The 25,232-nt window shown below is 57.9% G+C and carries 18 protein-coding genes; 11 read left to right on the top strand and 7 right to left on the bottom strand.

The window, feature by feature from the left end; genetic code table 11:
- Positions 1–152 precede the first annotated feature (152 nt).
- Positions 153–713 (top strand): sugar O-acetyltransferase, encoded by a 561-nt coding sequence (locus tag DXD48_RS00710; RefSeq protein ID WP_117563594.1) that lies wholly within the window; start codon positions 153–155, stop codon positions 711–713.
- Positions 714–888: 175 nt separating this feature from the next.
- Here the strand turns inward: DXD48_RS00710 and DXD48_RS00705 are convergent, their stop codons facing one another.
- Positions 889–5,256 (bottom strand): hypothetical protein, encoded by a 4,368-nt coding sequence (locus DXD48_RS00705; protein ID WP_117563593.1) that lies wholly within the window; start codon positions 5,254–5,256, stop codon positions 889–891.
- A 155-nt stretch (positions 5,257–5,411) separates the two neighbouring features.
- Entirely contained in the window at positions 5,412–6,416 is a 1,005-nt protein-coding gene (locus DXD48_RS10145; protein ID WP_199407862.1) for a helix-turn-helix transcriptional regulator, read from the bottom strand.
- Between the two features lie 297 nt (positions 6,417–6,713).
- Here DXD48_RS10145 and guaA point away from each other — a divergent pair, with 297 nt between their 5' ends.
- The gene (gene guaA / locus DXD48_RS00695; RefSeq protein WP_117563592.1) at positions 6,714–7,694 is read left to right on the top strand and encodes a glutamine-hydrolyzing GMP synthase; all 981 of its coding nucleotides are present in this window, start codon (positions 6,714–6,716) and stop codon (positions 7,692–7,694) included.
- 75 nt (positions 7,695–7,769) lie between these two features.
- Here the strand turns inward: guaA and DXD48_RS00690 are convergent, their stop codons facing one another.
- Positions 7,770–8,942 carry a cell wall metabolism sensor histidine kinase WalK gene (locus DXD48_RS00690; RefSeq protein WP_117563591.1) on the bottom strand — a complete coding sequence of 391 codons (1,173 nt, stop codon included), beginning with the start codon at positions 8,940–8,942 and terminating at the stop codon, positions 7,770–7,772.
- Positions 8,939–9,613 carry a response regulator transcription factor gene (locus DXD48_RS00685; RefSeq protein WP_117563590.1) on the bottom strand — a complete coding sequence of 225 codons (675 nt, stop codon included), beginning with the start codon at positions 9,611–9,613 and terminating at the stop codon, positions 8,939–8,941. Before DXD48_RS00685 ends, DXD48_RS00690 begins: the two co-directional genes overlap by 4 nt.
- An 89-nt stretch (positions 9,614–9,702) precedes the next feature.
- Here DXD48_RS00685 and DXD48_RS00680 point away from each other — a divergent pair, with 89 nt between their 5' ends.
- From DXD48_RS00680 to DXD48_RS00655, 6 genes are all read left to right on the top strand, one after another.
- Positions 9,703–9,849 (top strand): CD1871A family CXXC motif-containing protein, encoded by a 147-nt coding sequence (locus DXD48_RS00680; RefSeq protein WP_197032826.1) that lies wholly within the window; start codon positions 9,703–9,705, stop codon positions 9,847–9,849.
- Positions 9,842–10,753 carry a 4Fe-4S binding protein gene (locus DXD48_RS00675; protein WP_117563589.1) on the top strand — a complete coding sequence of 304 codons (912 nt, stop codon included), beginning with the start codon at positions 9,842–9,844 and terminating at the stop codon, positions 10,751–10,753. The genes DXD48_RS00680 and DXD48_RS00675 overlap by 8 nt, the downstream gene beginning before the upstream one ends.
- Before the next feature lie 35 nt (positions 10,754–10,788).
- A complete protein-coding gene (locus DXD48_RS00670; protein WP_117563588.1) occupies positions 10,789–11,751 on the top strand; it encodes a redoxin domain-containing protein in 963 nt (320 codons plus the stop codon).
- Positions 11,752–11,977: 226 nt separating this feature from the next.
- Complete coding sequence (locus DXD48_RS00665; protein WP_117563587.1) at positions 11,978–13,669, top strand: FAD-dependent oxidoreductase; 1,692 nt, start codon at positions 11,978–11,980, stop codon at positions 13,667–13,669.
- Positions 13,670–13,890: 221 nt separating this feature from the next.
- The gene (locus DXD48_RS00660; protein WP_117563586.1) at positions 13,891–17,145 is read left to right on the top strand and encodes an ATP-binding cassette domain-containing protein; all 3,255 of its coding nucleotides are present in this window, start codon (positions 13,891–13,893) and stop codon (positions 17,143–17,145) included.
- 159 nt (positions 17,146–17,304) lie between these two features.
- Entirely contained in the window at positions 17,305–18,585 is a 1,281-nt protein-coding gene (locus DXD48_RS00655; RefSeq protein ID WP_117563585.1) for an MFS transporter, read from the top strand.
- Between the two features lie 202 nt (positions 18,586–18,787).
- Here DXD48_RS00655 and DXD48_RS00650 read toward each other — a convergent pair whose 3' ends face one another.
- A complete protein-coding gene (locus DXD48_RS00650; protein WP_117563584.1) occupies positions 18,788–19,351 on the bottom strand; it encodes a TetR/AcrR family transcriptional regulator in 564 nt (187 codons plus the stop codon).
- Between the two features lie 239 nt (positions 19,352–19,590).
- Here DXD48_RS00650 and DXD48_RS00645 point away from each other — a divergent pair, with 239 nt between their 5' ends.
- The 3 genes from DXD48_RS00645 to DXD48_RS00635 all read left to right on the top strand — a co-directional run bounded on the left by DXD48_RS00645 (position 19,591) and on the right by DXD48_RS00635 (position 23,292).
- Complete coding sequence (locus DXD48_RS00645; RefSeq protein WP_117563583.1) at positions 19,591–20,829, top strand: agmatine/peptidylarginine deiminase; 1,239 nt, start codon at positions 19,591–19,593, stop codon at positions 20,827–20,829.
- 121 nt (positions 20,830–20,950) lie between these two features.
- Positions 20,951–22,015 (top strand): ornithine carbamoyltransferase, encoded by a 1,065-nt coding sequence (locus tag DXD48_RS00640; RefSeq protein WP_117563582.1) that lies wholly within the window; start codon positions 20,951–20,953, stop codon positions 22,013–22,015.
- Between the two features lie 11 nt (positions 22,016–22,026).
- A complete protein-coding gene (locus DXD48_RS00635) occupies positions 22,027–23,292 on the top strand; it encodes an MFS transporter (RefSeq protein ID WP_117563581.1) in 1,266 nt (421 codons plus the stop codon).
- 123 nt (positions 23,293–23,415) lie between these two features.
- Here the strand turns inward: DXD48_RS00635 and DXD48_RS00630 are convergent, their stop codons facing one another.
- Positions 23,416–24,549 carry a hypothetical protein gene (locus DXD48_RS00630; RefSeq protein WP_117563580.1) on the bottom strand — a complete coding sequence of 378 codons (1,134 nt, stop codon included), beginning with the start codon at positions 24,547–24,549 and terminating at the stop codon, positions 23,416–23,418.
- 64 nt (positions 24,550–24,613) lie between these two features.
- Positions 24,614–25,141 carry a DUF3592 domain-containing protein gene (locus DXD48_RS00625; RefSeq protein WP_117563579.1) on the bottom strand — a complete coding sequence of 176 codons (528 nt, stop codon included), beginning with the start codon at positions 25,139–25,141 and terminating at the stop codon, positions 24,614–24,616.
- Between the last annotated feature and the right edge of the window lie 91 nt (positions 25,142–25,232).

The raw sequence follows: 25,232 nt of genomic DNA, 5'->3' as shown, positions 1-25,232 counted from the left end.
ACTAACACGAATTCCATCGAACGCGCGTTCGGAGTCGGTGACCTTTAGCTTCTGCGGTCATTCCCTGCGCGGCGTGGTGCTCGTGTTAAAACCGTGGCTTATCGGCTGGTAGAATTGCCGCATCAAGACTGCATGTTGTTTGAGGGGGCGCAATGACTGAGAAAGAGAAGATGGAGCGCGGGGAGTGGCATGATGCCAACTTTGACGAGGAGCTCCTGGCGCAACGCGCAAAGGCGGAGGCGCTCTGCTATGACTTTAATATGGCAAAACCCGGAAGCGACGCGCAGCTTGACGCTTTGAAATCCTTGCTCGATACCGATCTTCCGCAAGGGCTGACGGTCCTTTCGCCTGCCTACTTTGACTACGGGAGCAAGACGAGCTTTGGTGAGGGCTGCTTTGTAAACCATGGCTGCTACTTTATGGACGGCGGCTCTATCACCTTTGGTGGCAACGTGTTTATCGGGCCGTTTTGCGGCTTCTACACCGCTTCGCACCCCCTAAAGGCAAAGGACCGCAACTTGGGTCTCGAGAAGGCTCTGCCTATTGTTGTAGGCGATAACTGCTGGTTTGGCGCGAACGTATCCGTGTTGCAGGGGGTTACCATCGGCAGCGGTTGCGTAATTGCCGCGGGCAGCGTCGTGACGGAAGACCTTCCGGACAACGTGGTGGCGGCAGGCGTCCCCGCAGTCGTAAAGAAGGCCATCGAGCAATAACGAAGCCCTTAAACGATAGTGCCCCACTGTCCTCGGTGGAATGCGGGGCGAGGAAGCCGAGCTCGACTCCGCTGGCGACATCTAATGCGCAATGGGCTGGCTCTGGGCATCCAGAACCAGCCCATTTTGATGTTCGATGAGCCGAGTCGGCGCCTCTCACAAAAGTAACTAGGAGCTAGCGAGGCTTATCCGAATTGACCTCATTGGCGGTGTCGGTTTCGAGCGCCGTGCGGCGGGCACTGTAGGCGACGAGGCCGGCGCCTGCCGCGGCGAGTGCTGCAGCGGCTGCCGTAAGGGGAGCGTTGACATCGCCCGTGCCCGCAAGCGCACCCGCTTTTCCGGAGCGCTTGTTATTGCCGTGGTCCTTGCCACTGCCGGAGCTGCTTCCGCCGGAGCCGCCGCCCTCGTCAGCACCGCCGCCACTCGAACCACCATCGCCGTCTGCTGTCATCGGGGCGTCGTGAAGTCCTGTCGTATCCGCGCTGTCGCATACACCGACCTGAGCTTCTGAGCGTTCGCATGCCGCGTCGGGCACATGAAGCTCGTGCAGTACGGCGCCCAGCGCCGAGTTTGCGCCCGGTCGAATTTCCTCGAGCGTTATGGGATCGAGCGCCACCAGATTACGTGCCTTCGCATACAGCGTTACGCGTTTGCCAACTTCGTCGCTCCAACTCTCGGGGATGGCGAAGCTCATGCGGAACTGTGCCGTGCAGCCCGGTGCCAGCACGGCGTTGCCGTTGTCGGCTACCAGCGGGTGCGTCGCAAAACGTGCGCCCAGCGTCTCGAGTGCGTACTTCGCGTGTGCCATGTCGTTGGCCGAAGCGTCCTCGGCAAGCTCCGGATCGTAGATCGATGCCATACGTGCGTTCACTCCGAATCCGATGGATGCGCTGGAGAACGGCTGGCTGGAGCCCTCTCGGTACAGATCGATCGTGCCGGCGGTCAGCAAGGTGTTGCCGTCGTTTCGCACCGTGACCATGAAGGATTCACCTGCTGCTCCGGGCACCACCGCGCCCGAGGTAGCGACCGCCCCCGTCGGAGTGGCACACGCCACCAAGGGCACTTCGATGCCGTGCAGCTCTGCCTCGCTCTGCTCCGCGCTCACAACGTGCGTGGCGAGCGCGGAGAGCATACCTCCCGACGTCAAAAATGTCGTTATCTGATCGACGGGATGGTCCAGCTCGCACATCACGAACGGCTCCGTGAACAGATCACCTGCCAAGGTGCTGGCGAAGATGCGGAAGTGCTTGCCCATCACTGCTACCGGGTTGCCTTCTTCGTCGTAGGTTTGTCCCACCTTGCCATCGGTGTTCTCTACATAGAGCGCGCACCTGCCGTTGTTGCTTACGCTAAACGATGCCGGGCCACAGCCTGCGGCACCCACGGGCTGCGTTGCAAATGCCGATGCGCCTCGCGTCCAAGTAATATGCTGCAGCTGCTCGTTGACGGTGGCCAAAAAGCCCGAATGTTGTGGCCACGGCACCGCATGGGGCACCGTGGCGTCTGGTGGCATAACGCCCCAGCCCGCAATGGACTGGCCGATCACGGCGTACGATGCGCAGCCGCAACCGTCTGCGGTCTCGTACGCAACGGGCACCACCATTTTGCCGTTGATATTCTCGGGCTCGCTCAGCTCGATACTCGACGGTGCCTGCGGAAAGCGAAGAACTTGGCGGAACGTCAGGCTGTCGCCCAAATCATCCGACCACAGGGTAAAGCATTCCAGCGCAACCTCGGCCTCGCTGCCGAGCGCCTTCTCTGCGGTGGTTCCGCGGCGGTGGAGGTAGGCACCCGACAGGCGTCCGTCGACCAGCGTCTTGCCTACCGTGATGCGCGGGCACTGCAGGCAATGGTAGCCATCCTCTTGCAGGCGGCCGCGCGAGATGCTGCGCCATGACGTATGCGACACCACATGAACTCCGTCGTTGCTTATGCGCAGGCGCACAACGGACAGTATGCCGGCTGTGCTTGCCGTATCGAACCGGGTTGCGTCGCCTTCGGGGCGCTCGCCCGAGACCAGCAACACGTAGGCGTCCTGGTTTTCTCTTCCGTTCGTATATTCCACCACGTCGAAGTCGTAATCGTATATGCCGTCGCGCTCCACGTCGTTCTCGCCAAACCCAAGGGGAAAGTCCACGGGCGTGGGAGCGGACCACGTGCCGTTTGCCTTTGTGTGCACCACCAGGCGCGAGCGGCCATTGTCGCCGTAGCGCACCGAGGCGATACGGAACAGGCATTCTGCGCCGGCAATCATCGTTAGCTTCATGTGGGCTTCGCTGAGCACGCCGGAAAACAGCACGTTGTCGCTCGAGGGTTTTATGCCGCCACGCTCGTCCTCCGACACGCCGGCAGAATTGGTGTTGGGGTCCGCAACGGCGTTCGTTGACTGACCGATGTAGGTGTACTCATACATCGGTGCGGCATTTTCGTCGTTCTCCATCAGCGCGTGGACGAAATGTTCGACCTGTCCCGTGTCGTCGCTCTCCGCGTTCGCCTCGAGCTCAATGCGCGTGACCGCTTGATCCCAATCGCGCACAACGGGCGCGGCGTTTACGGCAGTGGCCTTAACCTCGGCGCGTGCGAGCAGCTCGGCGTTGGTGACGATGGTGGCCGATGCGATAAATTGCGGCACGCCGCACGCCTCGATGTTGCCGGGCGTGCCGAAGCGGGCATCCAGCGTGTAAGGCGTATCTCCACCCAATGCCAGCTCAGAGCGTTGGAGCACATACTGGTCGCCATTGTTCACCGACATATTCCACGAATCGATGAGTGTGGGCCACGACCCCGACCAAGCCTTGGTGGTCCACTTGAACATTACGAACTGGAGTATCACGTCGACATCGACGTCTGCACCTACGCGCAGCCGCGGAAGCTGGTGTCCATCTGCCTTCTCGTACCCAATGAACAGCGTGAGGGATGCGGCGCCGCGCACGGCAGACGAAGCGACGCCTGCAACGCCGGCGCCAAAGGTGACGGCAAGTCCGATCTGGATGGTGAACGAGCCCGACGTGTTGGAATAGTCGAGCGAAATGTTTTTAAAAAACGCCGCGCCGCTGCCGTGCGTGTGGGCACCCACGGCGAGCGCCAGCTTCGCCAGCACCCAGGGGTTGACGTTTAGGAAAAATGGCACCGGTCCTAGGGTAAACTGCTCGGTCCAATTGAGGTCGGTTCTTACCTGGAAGAGGGCCTTAATATTGCCGTATGCGGGGTCGTTGTTGTTACCCCAGGTTTTGCCCACCCAATCGTAGGCGAGCGAGCCGTACAGCTGTGTGGCGATATCCATCGTGAACAGCGGCGTGCAATGGTGGCGAAGGAGCTTGGTGTTTCTTGGATCGGTGCCCGAACCGGCACTCATACTCTTGTACTGATTCCACTTCCCCTCCATCTCGTCGAGATAGCGGTTTGCCTGCTTGGTGCCCGACTCGCGTGGCGATTTCTTCCAGTATTCCGGATCAGGGTTGCCCGAATCGTTCATATAGCTGGCTGGTTTGTATCCTCCGCCAAACAGCACGTATCCAGCAAACGAGAAATCGAAGAGGATCGGAAATGTGGGCATCCAACACGTGAACTTATTGCCGCCGATGCCGGGAAACGCCGCGGGGAAATCAAACGGAGTGACCTCTTGGTCCATGGTAGTGGGGACGATAGTGGTCGAGCCCGATTCTGCCTTTGCGGCCGGCGCAGTGACAACGGCCATGGGGGAGGAGAGCGTGTAGGTTTTGCCCTGATAGTCGAGAACAAAGCGCAGCTTGCACCCTTCCTCCAGAAGGCCCGATGCCGCGTCGAGAAACTTGTCTTCGAGTGTGAACGTCGCCAGATTATCCGCGCCTGATGCGCTGGCCTTGATCTGGCCAATCTGCGTGACGGTTTCGGTTGAGCTGCCCGCAGCGGGCATCACTTTATTGATATGCAATGTTGCCTGCCCGCCCTGCGGCAGATGAGTCTGCACGGTAAAGGCGTGCGTATCGGGCTGCTCGTTTGCCGTGTCGTCCTTCGGCAATGCCATGAACGTGGCTTCAGCGTACTGGATGTCCCATTCGTCGAATGTGAGCTGTCGAAAGTACGGCTCGCCATCGGAGAGCGGACGTGTGGGTGCGGTAATGGCGGTGCCGCCCTGGATACGCGCAAGGGGAATCTCGACATCACGGTAGCCCGCCATGCTAATGGAGATGCCGCCGTTAAAGTCGTACGCGTCGAGAAGCGTTGCCTCGTCCACGTAGCCTTCCGAAAGAGGGGCGACCTCAAAGATGGCCGTGCCTTCTTCATCGGTCGTGGCGGCGAGCTGCTTGCCTGCGACGTAGCGCGACGTGAGCGTGACCTGCGCTCCCTTGATGGGCATATTCTTGTTGGCGACGTCGACCACGACCACACCAAACATGGTGCGCGAGAGAACGAGCACCCTGAAGGGATCTTTTTCGTCGGCATAGGCTTCGGTGGGCGCGAACGGCAGCAGGAAGGCATTTTCGCTTCCCGGCACGCGAGGCAACATGATGCTCGCTAGCGAGGACGCTCCGGCAACAAGTAACGAACGGCGATCAAGCATCTTGGGCTCCCATCCCGCAAATATCGGTGGAAATAATCCAATTGTGCGAGAAGGCGCCCCGTGGCGGTAGTGCCGTTCAAGGGTCAAAATGTCCAAATTGATCGAGCGAAGCGTCGGGTTCCGGAACGCGTTCGATGCGCTTGGCAGCCCGGTCGCTAACGCAACATATGCGCGACCAGCTCGGCGCGTGTGCCGATGCCAAGCTTTGCGTATACGCCGGATAGGCGGTTTTTGACGGTGCCCGGCGATACTCCCATATGGCGTGCGATTTCGGCGTTGGTCCACCCACGACAGGCGAGCATGGCCATGGTGAATTCCGTGGTCGTTAAATCGTCAGCAACGTCCTCGCCCGAATCGGGGTTGTGGATGCGCCGCCAGCCGTAGCTGAAGCGGTACGTGATCTCGATGATGTGCGCGAAGTCGTCAGGGTATTGCGTTTTTAGGCACGCCTCGATAAGCCCCTGCAAAAGGCCGTGGTGCTCGCCGATGAGCTCGATAAGGCCGTCGGGGCGCGCAATGTCCCAAGCGGCTCCAAAATGCGCTTTTGCGGCGTCGATGTCCTTGAGGCTCATGCATGCCATGGAAGCTGCCAGGTGCAGGAACAGTTCCGAGATGGGATAGCTTCCCTGTTTCATAATTAGGGCGTTTTCCGCCATGCCCAGGCTGCGGCCGTATTCGCCGCGCAGATACAAGGCGTGCGCCATCACGTAGCTGGCGAACAGTCGCAGGCCTTCGGGTAGGTGCGCCGCAAGTGGATAAAACTCTTCGGCAGAATACGGGGAAGGCAAGTGCAGCAGGACGCTCGCGGCCGAGGCGAACAGGATATGCGTGGCGTGGACGGCGGGCGATTCCTCGTCGGCCGGCGTATCGAGGATGCCCGCAAGGCACCGGCGGGCGTCGGCGATACGGTTGAGCGACAGACTGGCGTATCCGCAGATAAAGCATGCGGAATAGCGCAGCGCGGGATCGGTGACGTCAAGATAGGGGCGCGCCGTCTTGGCAGCGAGGGTGGCCTGTCCGCGAAAGTACAGCGCTTCTGCCGTGGCAATGGCGCGCGAATCGGGGTCGGAAATGCCTGCAACCGCAGCGTCAATCTGCCCCGGCACAAAGGCAGTGCACATCAACGGCATGGGAACGCATGGGTAGCCATCGCAGTCCATCTTCCATCTCCCAACAGCTGACAACAATAGCTGCAATTGTACTCCTGTTGCCCGGAACTGGAATTTGTGGGTATCGCCTGCGATTATGCCGAACGTATAAAGGAAGAGTCTATTGGCGATGCTCCCAAGGTGGCTACCGAAGCCTAGCTGACCTCGACATTAGGAAAAATTGCCACCCTTGCAAAAAGCTCTGTCGCAGCGATGGGAAACGCATCTCGTTCTGCATATAATGAGGTCATATGACGGTGCGTCTGCATACGCGCGGCGCATTTCCATCGAACCGAAAAGGAGCTCTGCATGGATCCCAACAAGCGTCCCGACGACATGGTGCGTATCACCACTCCCGAACTTGCCCAGGTGTTCATCGATGAGCAGGTCGCTGCAATCCGCGAGCAGATTGGCGACAAGAAGGTCCTGCTGGCTCTTTCCGGCGGCGTCGACAGTTCGGTTGTCGCGGCCCTGCTCATCAAGGCCATCGGCAAGCAACTCATCTGCGTGCACGTGAACCACGGCCTGATGCGCAAGGGCGAGAGCGAGCAGGTCGTCGACGTCTTCAAAAATCAGATGGATGCCAACCTGGTTTACGTTGACGCCACCGACCGCTTCCTGGACAAGCTCGTGGACGTCGAGGAGCCCGAGGCCAAGCGTAAGATTATCGGCGCCGAGTTCATTCGCGTGTTCGAGGAGGAGGCTCGCAAGGTTGGCGACGAGGTCAGCTTCCTCGCCCAGGGTACCATCTATCCCGATATTCTTGAGTCCCAAGACGGCGTGAAGGCTCACCACAACGTGGGCGGTCTGCCCGAGGATCTGCAGTTTGAGCTCTGCGAGCCCGTCAAACTGCTGTACAAGGACGAGGTCCGCGTGGTCGGTCGCGAGCTCGGCCTGCCCGAGAACATGGTCGAACGTCAGCCGTTCCCCGGCCCCGGCCTGGGTGTTCGCTGCCTGGGTGCCATCACCCGCGACCGTCTTGAGGCGCTGCGCGAAGCCGACGCCATCGTGCGCGAGGAGATCGACAAGGCAGGTCTTACCATCTGGCAGTACTTTGCCGTGGTACCCGACTTCCGCGCCACCGGTGTGCGCGAGGGCAAGCGCGCCTACGACTGGCCCTGCATCATTCGCTGCATCAACACCGTCGACGTCATGACCGCCGAGGTGCCTGAGCTCGACTGGGCGCTGCTCAAGCGCATTACCGCTCGCGTGACTGCCGAGGTCCCCGGTATTTGCCGCGTTTGCTACGACCTCACGCCGAAGCCCGTCGGCACGGTCGAGTTTGAGTAAACTAACTCACCTAGCCCCCGTTTCCGTTTGGAAGCGGGGGCTTTTTGCTGGCGCTTCGCCTAATTTCGTGCATCTTCAGATGTGACAAAGGGACTGTCCCTTTGTCACATCTTCGATGTTGTGTGCAGGAAGGGTTACGAGCATGGTCGTTCCGCGCTCCGAGCTCTCTTCGACCTCGATGGAGCCGCCGTGGAGTGCGGCAATCTCCCAGACCAGTGCAAGCCCCAGCCCCACGCCGCCATATGCCCTGCTGCGCGATTTGTCGACGCGAAAGAAGGGCTGGAAGATGCTCGTCTGGTATTGCTCGGGAATGCCCGGTCCCTGGTCGCGCACGCGTAGCAGCACGCGGTCGCCTTCGGCGCAGGCGTTGATTTGCACGGTCGAGTTGGGCGCGCTGTAACGTATGGCGTTTTCGGCCAAGTTGAACAGCAGCCGATAGATTAGCGTATCGCTGCCGATCGTTTGCGCGTCGCCCTCACTTGTAAGCGTGATGTCTTTTTGCTCGGCAAGGGGCGCCAGGTCCGTGAGTACTTCTTCGATCATCGGCGCAAGGTCAATCGCATCGTTGCAAGGGACACTGCGCAGCTCGCTCATCTCGAGCAGGGTCTTTGTCATGTGCGTCATTCGCTCGGTCTGCTCCTGCAGCAGCCCGAGCAGGCTCGCTGTATCGGCGTCGACGTCGGGGTGCTCGGCGCAAAACAGCTCAACCTGGGCCTGCATGAGCGCAAGCGGCGTGCGCAGCTCGTGCGCCGCATTGCCCGTAAACTGTCTTTGTGCGGAAAATCCCTCGTCAAGGCGGGCAATCATGTCGTTAAACGACGCGCTGCAGCGCCTGAGTTCAGAGGGCACGTCCTCGCTGATTTTTGTGTCGGCGAGGTTGTCGGGCCGCACGCTCTCGACTTGCGTCGCAAAGAAGCGCAACGGCCGCAGCGCATGTCCGCTTACAAAGTAGGCCAGCACGCCGCCGAGCAGCGTCACCGCCGCAGTTATATACCAGCTCGTCGCGCCAAACGATTCTTGGGCGTCGTTCACGACGATGGTCAGCGCGTCGTCGAGCTCTTTGTTTGTCGGGTCAAATGAGCTGGGCGAGGCCGCCTCCACCTTGCTGTGCGCCGATAGTTCATTGCCGATCGAGTCCATGTAGCGCATGCCGGAGTAGCCAACCAGGCAATTCATAAGTACGCAGGTTGAACATATCAGCAGTGCCGTCATCAGCGTGATGCGCCACTGCAGAGACAGCCGCTTCATTTGCCGTCCTCCATAACGTAGCCTTCGCCGATTCGGTTGCGGATGGGGTCGTGCCCCAACGCGCCGCGCAGCTTTTTGCGCAGCGACGAGATGTGCACGCGGGTCGCGTTGCTAAAGCTGTTGACGCTGCTGTCCCATACATGCTCGATAAGCTCTTCCTGGCTCACCGGCCGCCCCTGGTTAAGCATCAGGTATTCCAAGATGCCGGTCTCCTTGCGCGTGAGGGATAGGGTCTCGCCGCCCACGGAGGCGAGGCGCGCCTTGGTGTCAAAGCTCAACAATCCACAGGCTAGAACAACGTCGTTTTGCGTAAAGCGCCTGAGCGTGAGACTGCGTATGCGTGCCGCCAGCTCGTCAAGATGGAACGGCTTGGTGAGGTAGTCGTTGGCGCCCGCATCGAGCCCCGCTACCTTGTCGGAGACCTCGCCACGTGCCGAGAGCACAAGCACCTTGGTCTCACAATCAGTTGTCCTGAGTTGCCTGAGCACGGTCATGCCGTCAACATGGGGGAGATTGAGGTCGAGCACGACAAGATCAAAGGTCTCGACATCGAGTAGATCGAGGGCCTGCTGCCCGTCGTAGCAGCAGTCGACGCTATAGGCCAAGTTGCGCAGGCTGCGTGCGATCGCATCGCACAGCGCCCGCTCGTCCTCGACGACCAAGATGCGCATAACGTTCTCCTTGCATAGTCATTCACGCTTAACACGGATTTTATAGTCGGTATGGTCCAATGGGTCGCGAAACGAAAGGAGTGGTCAGATTGTTCAAAGCGATTAAGCCTGTGGCGCAGGTGGCTTTGCTGATCGTTGGGGTAGCCATGGTTGGCTTTGGAATTATGCGCGGCGAGGCAGATGCCGTGCTGGCCAAGGCAATCAGGCTGTGCTTGGAGTGTATCGGAATTGGATAAAAGAAAAAACACTGCATCGCATCTTTTAGCGCGATTTCGTGGATTGATTCAGGCGGCGGCGACGCTTGCGACCAATATTCACCTGCCTAACTTTGCCAAGGGCGGTATCTACCAGGGAGCCGGCAAAGCCGTCTGCGTGCCGGGGCTTAACTGCTACTCGTGTCCAGCGGCCTCGGGTGCGTGCCCCATCGGGTCGTTTCAGTCGGTGGTGGGATCGTCTAAGTTCAGCTTTTCGTATTACGTCACCGGAACGCTCATTCTGATCGGCGTGCTACTGGGACGTTTTGTATGCGGCTTTTTGTGTCCGTTTGGATGGCTGCAAGAGCTTCTGCATAAGATTCCCAGCAAAAAGCTCTCCACGAAAAAGCTCAAGCCGCTCACGTACATCAAGTATGCCGTGCTACTGTTTGCCGTGGTGCTGCTGCCCGTCTTGGTGGTTAACGATGTGGGTATGGGCGACCCGTTCTTTTGCAAGTACATCTGCCCGCAGGGTGTGCTCGAGGGCGCGATTCCGCTGTCCATCATGAACGTGGGAATCCGCTCCGCGCTGGGAAAGCTCTTTACCTGGAAGCTCGCGATCCTCATTGCGGTTGCGGTGCTGAGCGTGCTGTTCTACCGCCCCTTCTGCAAATGGATTTGCCCCCTCGGTGCGTTTTATGCGCTCATGAACAAGGTGTCTTTGCTGGGGATCCAGGTTGACCAGTGCAAATGCGTCTCGTGCGGCAAGTGCGCCAAGGTGTGTCAAATGGACGTGGACGTTACGCGTACGCCCAACCATGCCGAATGCATTCGTTGCGGCAAATGCGTGGGCGCGTGCCCCGTCGATGCTATTAGCTTTCGCTATGGGCTGGGTGTGACGGGCGACAAACCCGCGCAGTCCACGCAAGCCTGCGAAAACAAATAGGTACCTATATAAGTTTCGATATAAACGGAGGAACCATGAAACTGTCAAAAATTGCGGCTCTGTTGATGCTGCCCGTGCTGGCGCTGACTCTCGCGGCGTGCTCTGCCCCCAAGGGCGACGCGAAGGATGCTACGAGCGGCGATGCGCAGATTGCCGAGCTCATAGCGCAAAAGCCGTCGAGCGCCGAGGAGGCGGCCAAGCTGTACCAGCAGCTGCTGCAAAAGGAAAACGAGATCTTTGCGAGCGATAACGCCCTATGGGAAAAGGTGTTCCTTGCGGCCAACAAAGACACTCCCATGATTGAGGACGGCAAGAACTACGGTGACTTCTTGCTCGATACCATCGAGGGCGCCAAGGATCAGTTTGCGGCTGACGAGCTTAAGACGCTTAAGGCCGGCGCGCAGCAGGTCAAGGAGATCGAGGACAAGCTCATGGCGCTGGAGAAGGAGTTCCCCGGATGTGGCAGCACGCCCGGCGAGGGGGAGAGCGTTGATGCCTCGACCGCGGGTATGACCAACGGCGAGAGCGGGGAGACGAAGTTCCCCAGCTTTAAGGGCAAGGACTTGGACGGCAACGATGTAAACAGCGACGAGCTGTTCTCCAAGAACAAGGTCACCGTCATGAACTTCTGGTTTACCACCTGCAAGCCGTGCGTGGGAGAGCTGGGCGATCTGGAGAAGCTCAACAAGGAGCTTGCCGAGAAGGGCGGCCAGGTCGTGGGCGTTAATTCCTTTACACTCGATGGCAACAAAGACGCGGTGGCCGATGCTAAGGACGTGCTTTCCAAGAAGGGCGTGACGTATAAGAACATCTGGTTTAAGTCGGACAGCGAGGCCGGAAAGTTCACCTCCAACCTGTACTCGTTCCCGACCACCTACGTGATCGACCAGAACGGTAACATTGTGGGAGAGCCGATTATGGGCGGCATCAACTCCGCTGAGCAGCGCGAGGCGCTCAACAAACTGATCGATCAGGCACTCGCGAAGAGCGAACAGTAAGTCCGTGGGACAGACAACTGAAGGGGAGTCGCTGGAAACAGCGACTCTTTTTTCTGCTTCGGGGTAGCATCATGGGTATACGTCGAAAGGGCACGCAGCTTTTCGTGCATTGCCTGAGCGGTGCGCGAAGCAACCAAGCTGTGAGTTTTCTTAAGCGTTCTGGGTATGGCAATGTCAAGAATATCGGCGGCATAAGCGGCTACACGGGAAAGGTGGTGCGTTAGCTATGAAGGTGGTTATCGTTGGAGGCGTCGCGGGCGGCGCATCGGCGGCGGCACGTTTGCGCAGACTCGACGAGCAGGCCCAAATTGTCATCTTTGAGCGCACGGGTTTTGTATCGTATGCCAACTGTGGGCTTCCGTACTACATTGGCGGCGTGATAGAAGAAGAGAGCGCATTGACGCTGCAGTCTCCCAAGGGCTTTTGGGATCGCTTTCGCATTGCGGTCAAGACGAGTCACGAGGTGTTTGCCATCCATCCCGATTCGCATACGGTCGAGGTTCGCAATATGCTGACGGGCGAGGAATTTGTCGAGACGTATGACAAGCTCATCCTGTCGCCGGGTGCAAAGCCGATCCGCCCTGCGTTGCCGGGCATCGACTCGGATAAAATCTTTAGCCTACGCACCGTTGAGGACACGCTGCGTATTCACAGCTATGTTCGAGAGCGGCGACCGAGCAGTGCCGTCGTGATCGGCGGCGGCTTCATTGGCGTCGAGACGGCGGAGAATCTGTGCGAGCTGGGGCTCCAGGTGACCCTTCTGCAGCGTCCCGTCCAACTTATGAACAACCTGGATTACGACATGGCGACCCTTTTGCATACCGAGGTGCGTGAGCACGGTATCGATCTGCGCCTCAAGGCCGATGTGACAGGTTTTGAGGAAGTTGATGGCCGCGTTGTCACCCATGTTGCGGGCGATGACCCTATCGGAGCCGATATGGTGCTGCTTGCCATTGGCGTGGCACCTGAGAGCCATCTGGCGCAAGAGGCGGGGCTCGAACTGGGCATCAAGGGGGCTATTGTGGTCAACGACCGCATGGAGACCTCTGCTGCCGACGTGTATGCCGTGGGCGATGCCGTGCAGGTCACGCATCAGGTGACCGGCGAGGACGCGGTCATTTCGCTCGCCGGCCCCGCCAACAAGCAGGGGCGTGTCGTCGCCGATGTCATAGCCGGCATGGACAGCTGCTACCGCGGATCGTTGGGCTCATCGGTTATCAAGGTATTCGACTTGACGGCGGCAAGCACGGGGCTATCCGAAAAGGCGGCACACGCGGCAGGAATTGACTGCGACAGCGTGGTCCTGTCGCCCGGTTCGCATGCGGGTTATTATCCGGGTGCAACGCCCATGACCATGAAGGTCGTCTTCGAGAAGCAGGGATTGCGCCTGCTGGGTGCGCAAATCGTGGGCATCGATGGTGTGGACAAGCGTATCGACGTTCTGGCGACTGCCATCCAGGCAGGCATGCGCGGCGATAGGCTTAAGGATTTGGACCTAGCATACGCGCCGCCGTATTCATCGGCGAAGGATCCCGTCAATATGGCGGGCTTTATGATCGAGAACCTCAATCGCGGCATACTGGCGCAGTGGCATTGGGAGGATGAGCCCAACTTGCAACGCGATGGCAGCGTGCAGCTGCTCGATGTTCGTACGGAAGGGGAGTATGAGCGCGGGCATATCGATGGTTTCGTAAACATTCCCGTCGATGATCTGCGCAATCGCCTGGGCGAGCTCGACCGGGCCAAGCCGGTTTACGTGATTTGCCAGAGCGGCATTCGCAGCTACATTGCTTGCCGCATTTTGGCGCAGCATGGCTTTGAGTGCTTTAACTTCTCGGGCGGCTATCGCTTCTTTGCAGCCGTGACTGAGGCTCGCCGCGGCAGCGCTAACGTTATGCCGTGCGGGCTCGAAAAGTAGCGCGCATTGGAATGTGACAAAGTGACAGCCTCTTTGTCGCATCGGGGATGTTATATGCGGGATGGTGCGCCATGCGGCGTGCTGTCCCGTTCGTTTTTTGGCGCGGTTCGTTACATTCCTCACTGGTATCGGCCAAAAATGAGGATAGAGTAGGACAAACGCGCCGAACGTGAACGGCGGGGGAGCGGGCGAGCGCGCCCGCGCGAGAGAGGTTGCCGTCCATGCTGGATCTCAAAGATATTTGCAAAAGGTACGTTACGCAGTCGTTTACGCAGGTGGCGCTCGACAACGTAAGCCTGTCTTTTCGCGATAACGAGTTCGTGGCCATCCTAGGTCCCTCGGGCTCGGGTAAAACTACGATGCTCAACGTCATCGGCGGACTCGACCATTTCGATTCCGGCGACCTGCTGATCGACGGCATCTCGACCAAGGGCTTCAGCGATCGCGATTGGGATGCCTACAGAAACAATCGCATCGGCTTTGTGTTCCAGAGCTACAACCTCATTCCGCATCAGACCATTTTGGAAAACGTGGAGCTGGCGCTTACGCTCACGGGCGTAGGGCGTGCTGAGCGCCGCCAGCGTGCGCGTAAGGCGCTCGAGGCAGTTGGTCTGGGCGAGCACGCTAACAAGCGCCCGAGCCAGCTTTCGGGCGGCCAGATGCAGCGCGTGGCCATTGCTCGCGCCCTGATCAACGATCCCGAGATTGTGCTGGCAGACGAGCCGACCGGCGCCTTGGACTCAACGACATCCGTACAGGTCATGGATTTGCTCAAGGACGTTGCGCGCGACCGTCTGGTCATCATGGTCACGCACAATCCCGAGTTGGCGTACCAGTACGCCACGCGCATCGTTACCCTGGCTGACGGCAAGATCACCGACGATTCCGATCCCTTTGATGTTGCCAAAGCAGCGCGTCGCGAGGCCAAGCCCACGCGCAAAACCTCGATGGGCTTTGTGACGGCGCTGGGGCTTTCTGCCCGCAACCTCATGACCAAGAAGGGCCGTACGGCCATGACGGCCTTTGCGGGCTCGATTGGCATTATCGGTATCGCGGCGATTCTGGCGCTGTCCAACGGCGTAAACGGCTACATCAAAAAGGTCGAGGAGGATACGCTCTCGAGTTACCCGCTTACGATCTCCAAGCAGGACTACGACCTGTCGTCCATGATGGGCGGACATGGGGCTACCGATGAGGAGGTATCCAAGGGCGAGAGCTCGTCCGATGGCGCCACCGGTGGCAAAGCTAAGGGAACCGATAAGATTCCCGTGGTCACGGCCGTAAAAGATATGTTCGCAAGTGTTAAATCTAACGATATGACGAGCTTTAAGGCATGGCTTGACGGCGGCGGCGACGGTATCGACAAAGAGGTCAACGCCATCCAGTACGGCTACGGCGTGACGCCGGTTGTCTATCGTTCGAGCAAGGGCGACGAGAGACCCGTTCGGCTTGTTCCCAACGCTATGACCGAGGCCATGAGCGGAGGCGCGAGCTCGGCGGCAACGGTGAGCATGGATTCCATGGGGACCTCGGTCTTTAACGAGATGATTGACGACCAGAGCCTGCTCGACAGCCAGTACGATGTCGTTGCCGGCCATTGGCCCACGTCCGCCAACGAGGCCGTGATGGTGCTTTCGAGCCGCGGCACGGTGGGCGACTACACCCTCTATAGCATCGGCGCGCTGGATATCGATGAGCTCAACGACCTGGTCAACAGCGCCATGACGGCCGACGGCAAGGTCGAGACGCCCGAGACCGGCACCGACTTTACCTACGACGATGCGCTGTCCACGACGTTTAAGGTGTTGTCGCCGGCCGATGCCTATCGCAAAAACGAAGAGACCGGCATGTGGACTGACATGTCCGGCGATGCCGACTTTATGGCGTCCAAGGTTGCTGACGGTATCGACGTGCGCATTGTGGGCGTGGTACGACCCAACGAGACGGCTAACGCGAGCGCATTGTCCCCGGGCATTGCCTATACGCATGCGCTGACTCGCCAGCTTATGGAGCGCGCTGCCGATTCTCAGATCGTGCAGGAGCAGCTTGCCCACCCCGAGACGGATGTCTTTACGGGCAAAACCTTCGATGAGTTGCAAGGCGAGGCCAAGCAAGGCGTTGATCTGGGTAGCATGTTCAGCGTGGACGAGGCGGCGCTGAAGAGCGCGTTCTCGTTCGATACGTCTGCGCTTTCGGGCGCGGCCAGCGGTATGGACCTTTCCGGTATCGACCTGCCCGGGCTGGACATTGACCTTTCGGGCGTTGGAAAGGATATCGACTTCAGCGACATCATGGCCAAAGCGCCGGCCCCAGATTTCTCGGGCATCTTTGAGGGCCTGGAACTCACACCCGAGCAAATGCAGCAGGTGGGAACGCTTGCCAACCAGCTGTTTGAGGGCTTTATGCGGTCCGATCAGTTTAAGGCGCTGTCGCCCGAAGATCTTAAGAACGCGTCAAAGCTCGCCGCCGCATTCTCGGCGTATCTTGAGCATGATGCTGACGCCCAGCAAATCCTGGCCCAGCTCAAAGCGCTAGGCGGCGATGCCCTGTCCGAGCGCCTGCAGCAGGCGATGACCGACTATGTGCAAAAACAGCTGGCTCCGTATCTGCAGCAGGCTATGGATCAGGTGATGCAGACAATTAGCGAGCAGATTGCGACAACGGTGTCAGCTCAGCTCAAGGCGGGCGCGGCGGGGCTCATGGGCCAGATGGCGATGCAGATGTCTTCGAGTTTTGCCAACCTGGCGAGCGCTATGCGTGTGGATGCGAGTGCCTTTGCTCGCGCCATCCATTTCAACATGGACGCCGAGGACCTGAGCTCGCTCATGATGAGCTATGCCAAGGCGTCAAAGCTCACCTACGACAACAATCTGGCCACGTTGGGCTATGCGGATGAGGCAGACCCTATCTCGGTCAAGATTTTCCCGCGTGACTTTGAGGCCAAGGAGCGCGTACTCGATCACATCGATGCGTACAACAAGCAGGTCAAAGCCGATGGCCGTGATGATCGGGCAATTTCGTACACCGACTACATGGGCATCATCATGGGTTCGGTGACCGATATCGTGAACACCATCAGCTTGGTACTCATCGCATTCGTGAGTATCAGCCTAGTGGTGAGCTCCATCATGATCGGCATCATCACCTACATCAGCGTACTGGAGCGCAAAAAGGAGATTGGCATCCTGCGCGCGATCGGCGCGTCGAAGCGCAACGTGGCCAACGTATTCAATGCCGAGACCTTTATCGAAGGTCTCATTGCCGGCGTCTTTGCCATTGTCGTCGTGGTGGCCGTGAGCTTTCCGGTCAATGCCTGGGCGCTTGCGGCCAAACAGGTACCCAATCTGATGAGCCTGCCCGTGCAGGATGCGCTGATGCTCATTGCAATTTCTGTGTTGCTGACGGTCGTTGCCGGCCTGCTGCCTGCCCGTAGTGCATCCAAAAAGGATCCTGTGGAAGCTCTGCGTTCCGAATAATGCGACAAAGGGACAGTCCCTTTGTCGCATTGGGGGCCCAATTACCGTTCGGCACGTTAAGGGTCCCCGCTCCCCGCTTAACACTTGACGAAGAATCTCCATCTTTATATACCTATCGGTAGGCATATAGGTTGCATTGCCGATAGAAACGGAGTAACCATGACTCTCATCGCACCAGCCGAAAAGGACCGCCCCCGTGAGAGCGGCGCATTTGCTTGGATTGTCGTTATTGCGCTCGGTTTAATGTCTGCGGGAACAACCGGCACCTACAGCATCATTGCCGGCTCATTCATCGCTCCTGTATGTGAAGACCTGGGCTTTGACTACACTTCTTTCTCTTTCTATTTCACCGCGATTCTTCTTGGCCTTGCGCTTGGGCTTCCGCTTTTGAGTCGTTTCATTCCAAAAGTAATCGGCAAACCATGGCATATTTGCGTTGAACTCGTCCTTATTGCCGCCGGCGCCGCAATGGCGTTCTACACCGAGGTCTGGATGTTCATCGTCTCAGCCGCAGTGATCGGCATCTGCTTTTCGTTCACAACGGGTGTCTGCATGTCCGATGTCATTGACCAATGGTTCAGTAAATCGTCTGGTCTTGCCATCGGCCTTGCGTGGGGCGTTAATTCTCTCTGCACGCTGCTATTGAGTCCTGTCATTACACTGGTCATCGAGCAGCAAGGCTGGCGTACGGGTTACATCGTACTTGCGGCCGTTTCTGCAGCCATGATATTGCCCACAAGCGCATTTATCATTCGCCTTAAGCCTTCTGATCGCAATATGCTTCCGTACGGAGAGACTACCTCCGAAACCCATGAGAGCTACAGCGCCGATGAAAAGGAAGATGTCTCTTCGGGCATGGCGCTCCGCGATGCCGCGAAAACGCCATCTTTTATTCTCTGCGCCCTTCTGCTCTGCGTGGCGCAACTCACCTGCTGCATGAACCAGCTGTTCCCGACCTATGCAAGCGAGGTCGGCTTCAATCCCATCGTGGGAAGCCTAATGGTTTCGGCGGCTTCGCTCTCCGATATTTTCCTAAATCCCTTCGTAGGCAAAACATGCGACAAGCTCGGTGCTATTAAAGCAACGGTCGCATGGACGGGAGTCAGCATTCTTTCATTCCTACTTCTCATCTTTGGCGGAAGCAACGAGACCGTTTCCATCATCGCGGCCGGCGTAAACGACGTCATGTTCGCCATCGTTGGAACTGCAATGCCGATGATTCTCCTCTCGCTCTTCGGATCACGCGATTTTGGAAGGATCTATTCGATTATTTGCTCAGCGGGCTATGTTGTCGGAGCTTTCGGAATGCCAGTCATGATGAAGGTTTACGGTATGGCAGGGTCTTTCCAAGGAGTATTCGTCTTCTGTATCATCTGCAACCTTCTGATTGCGACATTTGCTTTAGTTTCCGGTCTCCTCAATAAGACTACCGCGAAATAACCTGACCAACGAACTGCCCTTCAGCCCTGTCATTTGTCTCCGCAAGTTATAACGAAATTGGGGCCGATTCCAACATAGCTGGAATCGGCCCCAATTTCTATTCAACAACTTTTGCAATCATCGCGAACACGGGTTTCGAACCATTCCGCGACCCCGCAAGTCGTCGCATCGCGCTTGCCAAGGTGCCTCTGTTATTACGCGCCTATTTAAACATGAGTTCGACGATCCCTGCCCAAACAGCCTTTTCATCGATGTCTTCATCTTGGGCAACGGTATTGCTCGCTCCCTCAAGTACGGTGTAAAGAATCTGCACGTACAGCATGACGTCTGTTTCATCGGAAAACGCGCCAATTTCTAGGCCATGGAGAAGGATGTCTTTAAGCGCGTCCATAGTTCGGTTGATCGCCGTTGCCTGACGTTCCTGAACTGCAGGGATTCGATTTGCCTGAATACTGACCTCGGCCAGCACGCGACGGCGCTTTTCATCACTACGATAGCCACCTATAACCGAATTGCCGAGCTCGATAAGCGCCGCCTTGAATCCGTCCCTATCGACTATTAGCGAGTAGTCGCGCTGATAGTCGATAGTCGGAAACATACTATCTAAGAGCGTGGTGAAAATATCCTCTTTAGAGGGAAAGTAGTAGTACACCGATGGCTTGGATATACCGACACGGTCGCAGATTTTTCCAATGGACGCCTTGTCGTAACCGACTTCTGCCACAAGATCATACATTGCGTCCAATATTTTTCCCTTTGTGCTCACGCTTCACTTCTCCATTGCAAATCACTTCCGCATTGCCAACATTATTAAGAATGGCAACGGAACATCAATTCGTGTCCAAACACGACCACTATAAACGGTGAACGGTAGGTATCGACAGGCGAATGGCAATTATACAAAAACACCTACCGAACGGTAGGTATAGTAGTACTATAGCTGGTGTAACCCCGTTATTGTCGCGGCCGGACAGCATTGCGGGAAACCCGACGGAAGGACCAACCATGTACGAGAACTATCGTATGCCGGGCGAGTTTGAGAAGCGCTCCAACGTCTATGTGACATGGCTTCCCGATTACATTCGCGCAGAGGGCTTCGATAATCGCCAGCCCTGCGTTGACGTAATTAAAGCTTTGCTTGAGTATGGCGACGTTACGGTCAACCTCAACTGTGGCACCCCCGGCTCCTACGAGGAAGCCTGCTCGCGCCTTAAAGAAGAAGGGGTGGATCTCGACCGTATCCAGATTACGCAGTTCGAAGACTCCAACTTCTACGTTCGCGACAACGGCCCCAGCATCATGGTCGACGACGAAGGCCATTCCTATATGGTCAACCCCGCTTGGACCTATTACGGCGTGTGGGACAAGAACTCCCCAGAGTGCCAGTCCGCACGCAGGGCGGCTGTTCACATGGCGGTTGCGCTCGGGTGCTTCGATATCGTCAATTCCGAAATGGTTTCGGAGGGCGGCGACCGCGAGTTTGACGGTCACGGCACCCTGATCGCCATCGAGGACACGGAATGTCGCAAGCGAAACCCCGAGTTCTCAAAAGAGGAAGTGGAGGCCGAGTACAAGCGTATCTACAACCTCAACAAGGTTATATGGCTGCCGCAGCCTATGCTTGAGGACGACGACTATCGGCTGGGCATCCTCGACGAGAAGGAAGATGGAACTCCTGTCTTCGGCATGAGCTTCGCCGCCCACATCGATGAGATGTGCCGCTTTATCACCCCGAACAAGATTCTTCTTGCCGAGGTATCCGATGAGGAGGCCGCCTCGAGCAAGGCGGGCGCGGAGTCGCGTCGTCGCATCGACGCCGCCTACGAGATCCTGCGCGCCGAGACGGACTGGGAGGGCAAGCCCTTCGAAATCGTCCGCATGCCCACTGCCGAGCCGATCGAGGTTGTCATCGCCCCCGGCGATGAGGACTACGAGCTGTATAAGAGCTTCATTGACGAAATGGGCGGCAAGTTCATGGATGGCACCCCTTGGCCCGAAGGCCCCGTTCACTTTTATGCCGCAGCAAGCTACTGCAACTTCCTCATCTGCAACGGCGTCGTTCTTGGCCAGCGTTATTACCACGAAGGCATGAGCGAAGTCGTGAAGGAGAAGGATGAGCAGGCCAAGGCGGTTCTTGAGAGCTGCTTCCCCGATCGCAAGGTCATCATGATCGACTCTCTCGCGCTTAACCTGTCCGGCGGCGGCGTGCACTGCTGGACCAAGGACGTGGCCGCCAGCTGCTAGCAAGTTCTTAAACTTGCGCTGCCTGATCAAAGCGCCACAGTTACAGTCCCCGAGGGATATCCGTGTTTCCCTCGGGGGCACATTCGACACTTACCCATCAAACAATTGAAAGGAAATAGGCATGAACAACAGCCTTCGCGGTCGCGACTACCTCAACATCCACGATCTTTCCTCTGAGGATTTCCGTTACCTCATCGATCTTGCCTGGAACCTCAAGGCCCAGAAAAAGTCCGGTGTCGACCAGCGCTACTTCCCCGGCAAGAACGTTCTCGCCAACTTTGAGTGGGGCTCGACCCGCACTCGCTGCGCCTTTGAGACCTCTTGCAACGACCTGGGCATGGGCTTCACCTATCTGACCAACTCCCACATGGGTGATTGCGAGACCATCGAGGATGCCATGCGCGTCTTCAACGGCATGTATGATCTCATTGTCTATCGTGCACAAAAGGACGAGCAGTTCCTCTATGATGTCGCCGACTTGGTCGATATTCCAGTCATCAATGCCCTCACCCTCGGCGATCACCCGACCCAGATGCTCGCTGACGCTCTCACGATGGAGGAGCAGTGGGGTGGCCTGCGCACGAGCCGTGGCAAGAAGATGGCCTTCGTTGGCAACTGCGCCGGCGCCCCCGTGTGGTATGGCCGTCTGTGCGCGATGCTCGACATGGACTTCCTCGCTATCGGCCCCGACGACCTCCGTCACCAGATGTGCAAGGAAATGATCGAGGAGGTCGAGGCCTGCTACGCCAAGTACGCGCCCAACAGGACCTTCACCATCACCTCTGACCTTGATGCTCTGGACGGTGTCGACGTAATCGTTACCGAGGAGTGGCGCTACATCAACCCCGAGTGCGGCGATGAGGTTCTGGACCCCGACGACTACAACTCTTGGCTTGGCGACGCCGAGTCCCTGTACCCCTATCGCGTCACCAGTGAGCTGTGCAAGCGCACCAACAACCCCGACATCTTCTGCATGCACGAGCTCCCCTCTGTTCACAACGCAAATCACCGCGTTGGCAAGATGTTGCTCGACCAGTGCGAGAACGACCTGCATCGTGAAATCATCACCGAGGGCTTTGAGATTGCGGACGAGTGCTTTGAGGCCAACGCGTCGGTCATCTTCCGTGAGGCAGAGAACCGTCAGCACACCATCAAGGCCGTTATGTGCGCCCTTCTGGGTCTCTAGGAGCTGTATCAATGGAAAATGCAAAGTTAAAGAGCAGCAAGGTTTACGCATGGGTTCTCGTGATCGCGCTCGGCCTCATGTCTGCCGGTACGACCGGTTCCTATAGCGTAATCGCTGGCTCCTTCGTCGCGCCCGTGTGCGAGGAGTTCGGATTTGACTACTCCATCTTCTCGTATTACTTCACTGCAACGCTCATTGGTCTTGCAGCGGCTCTTCCGTTTGTCGGAAAACTCATCCCCAAGGTTGTTGGCAAGTTTTGGCTCCCCGTCGTCGAGCTTATTCTGCTCGCCGCTGGTGCAGGCATGGCTTTCTACACCGAAGTCTGGATGTTCATCGCAGCTGGCGCCTTGATTGGCGTTTGCTTCGCCTTCACTACCGGTGTTGCCATGTCCGATGTTATTGACCAGTGGTTCAAAAAATCTGGCGGCCTGGCAATTGGTCTCGCTTGGGCAGTGAACTCGATTTACATGCTCATCATGAGCCCCGTCATCACCTCTGTCATTGAGGCTGCTGGCTGGAGGACTGGTTATCTGGTGCTCGCTGGCGTCTCCGCCGTGCTCATTCTCCCCGCTTCCATCCTGATTATCCGCTATAAGCCCCAGGACAAGGGCATGCTGCCATATGGCTATGTCGAAGGCGAGACGGTCGCCGAGACCGAGGAGACGACCGAGGATGGTGCACGTGGCGTCAGCTATGCACGCGCTATTAAGTCGCCTGCATTCTTCTTCTGCATCGGCTTCCTCTGCCTCGTTCAGCTTACTTGCTGCATGAACCAGCTGTTCCCCACCTATGCCGCCGAGGTCGGCTTTAGCCCCATGGTGGGTGGTTTCATGGTTTCCGCCGCATCGCTGTTCGACCTGTTCCTCAATCCGATCGTCGGTACCACCTGCGATAAGTTTGGCAGCACCAAGGCCATTCTGAGCTGGCTCGCCGTCTCGATTCTCTCCTTTGTCATGCTCATGATGAGCAGCGGCAACTCGACGCTCAGCATTCTTGCTGCCGGTGTTAACGACGTCATGTACGTCATCGCCGGCACCGCTCTGACCGTTTTGGTGATGGACGTCTTTGGCTCCCGTGACTTTGGTCGCATCTTCGCGCTCATCTGCTCCGTGGGCTATATCGTCGGCGCCTTTGGCATGCCCGTCATGATGAAGGTGTACGAGCTTGTCGGCTCCTTCCAGGGCGTTTTCATCTTCTGTATTGCATGCAACGTCATCATCGGTCTGTTCTTGCTGCTGGCAAAGAAGACTGGTAAGAGCCTCTCTTGGGACGAGTAGTTCGATTCGTCTTAGTCATACGCTGTAGGAGTTAATCTGTAGCAGCTTTAGGGCATCGGCTAACGCCGGTGCCCTTTTTCATGGAATGTGACAAAGGGACAGTCCCTTTGTCACATTGGGCGCCTAGCTCGTTTTGCCCATCAACGTGATGCGGATGCTTGGATGGGTGTACTCGTCAAATTCATCCTCGGGCTCCGTGTCAAACGAGTAATACGCTTTGATGGGGTCGTCGCTCGTCCTGATAGAGATTCTCTCGTAGAGCGAACCGTTCAAAAAAGCTTGCCTAAACTCTTCGGGGAGCTTTTGCGGTGCTAGGAGCTCGGGGCTCACGGTCTTGACGTCTATGGTATGGACAGCGGAGGAAAGCTCGTCAAGCTCGCGTTCGATGCGGGCAAGGTTATCCTCGAGGCTCGCGCTGGGGTCGACCTCTGCCGCGTAGCTCACTTCCTTGAGCGTCCCCTTGTTGTCAAAGTCCAGATACGTATAGGTCTTCTGGGCGTCGGAGTCGCCTTCGTGCAGATAGCCGCGGACATGATAGCCGTAATCTTGATATCGCTCGTAGGGGTCATCGGCGGACACGTACTCGCATGCGGGCTCTAGCGTCTTGCGGGCGATGGCGATCTGCTCGGCCGCGGCCGCGGCATTCTCCTGCATCTCGATGTTTCCCTGTGCCAGCTGCGGGATATAAGCACCGCACACGATTGCGAGGGGCAGCGCCACAAGTGCGATGATCCACTTTTTTGCACGGGGGATAGGCACGCTATAGGCCTCCGCCATGGCCTTTGCGTTGGCATAGCTTTCGGTAAGTACGTCCGCTGCGGTGGCGACGGCGCCTACGGCAGCGGCGACTTCTGCCGCGCCGCCCAGGTTGCGCGCGGTCTCGTTATCGCTGTTCTTAAGCAGGCGCGCGGCAGCCTGCGTACCGATAACGCCTGCGATTTGTGCCGAGCGGTCTTTCTCGGTCTGCTCGACGACGAGTCGGTGCTGCATTTCCTTCCACTGCTTGCCGCGCATGCCAAAGCGCGGCGCGAGCGCGCAGTAGCAGAATATGACGAGTTCGATGGCAGTGAGCGCCAAGGCGGTCATCATGCCCGTCTCTTGGAAGCCTTCGTGATGGAAGACGATATCGTCGATCATTTCGAAGGGAATGATCAAAAAAGGCAGCACGAACGCCATGGCAAGCGCTGCACCGGCAATCTTGGGATAGATGCAGTATCGCTGGATACGCTTGCGTTCTTGTTCGGAAATTGTTGCCATGGCTGGTCCTTGTTGTCGTGGCGATCGTTGCTGCACGCGGGGGTGCGGGGTGCGACAGTCTAAGCTAGCGCTGGATAAGAACATAGAGCAAGATGCCCACCGCGATGAGCGAGAAACCTGCGATGTTGAACATCAGTGTGGCAAAGTTGCCTACGATAGGGCGTTCGACATAGCTTTTGTCTGGGTTGCTGGGGTTGTAGTACACGGTCATTTGGCTACCGAGGGGCCAAAGCTGCTCCGCGAGGGTGCCTAGGCGGGCGATGGGGGCTGTCTGCACGTGCAGCCAGCCCTTGGCGTCTTCGTAGGCGGTGGCTTGCGTGCGGATGGGGAGTCCCGACAAGCTTTTGATCTTTATGCCACGGAATTGTTTTTTCGCGCGGTATTGCGTGCCGTCGACGGTGTATTCCAAAACGGGATACATCCTGCCTTCGCCCGTAAAACGGTGATCAACGACCGTTCCCCTGGTCGCAGCGGTGCAGGCTTCGGCTTTCCTGCGAGCGGCGGCTTTCATGAGCGCGCTCACTCCGATAAGCAGGATGCCGCTGCCCCCAACCAAGATGAGCGCGAGCAGGGATATCTGCGACGTGGTCATAGCGTTCTCCTTTGGCGCGATACCGTTATATGTGACTCAGTATAGAGAACCCCCGCCCTCGATGGGCGCTCGTTCATACAGCAAAAGTGCG

Source organism: Collinsella sp. TM05-37 (assembly GCF_003436455.1).
Lineage (GTDB): Bacteria > Actinomycetota > Coriobacteriia > Coriobacteriales > Coriobacteriaceae > Collinsella.
Note: the sequence above shows the minus strand (reverse complement) of the source record. Positions and strands in the feature narration are given on the sequence as shown.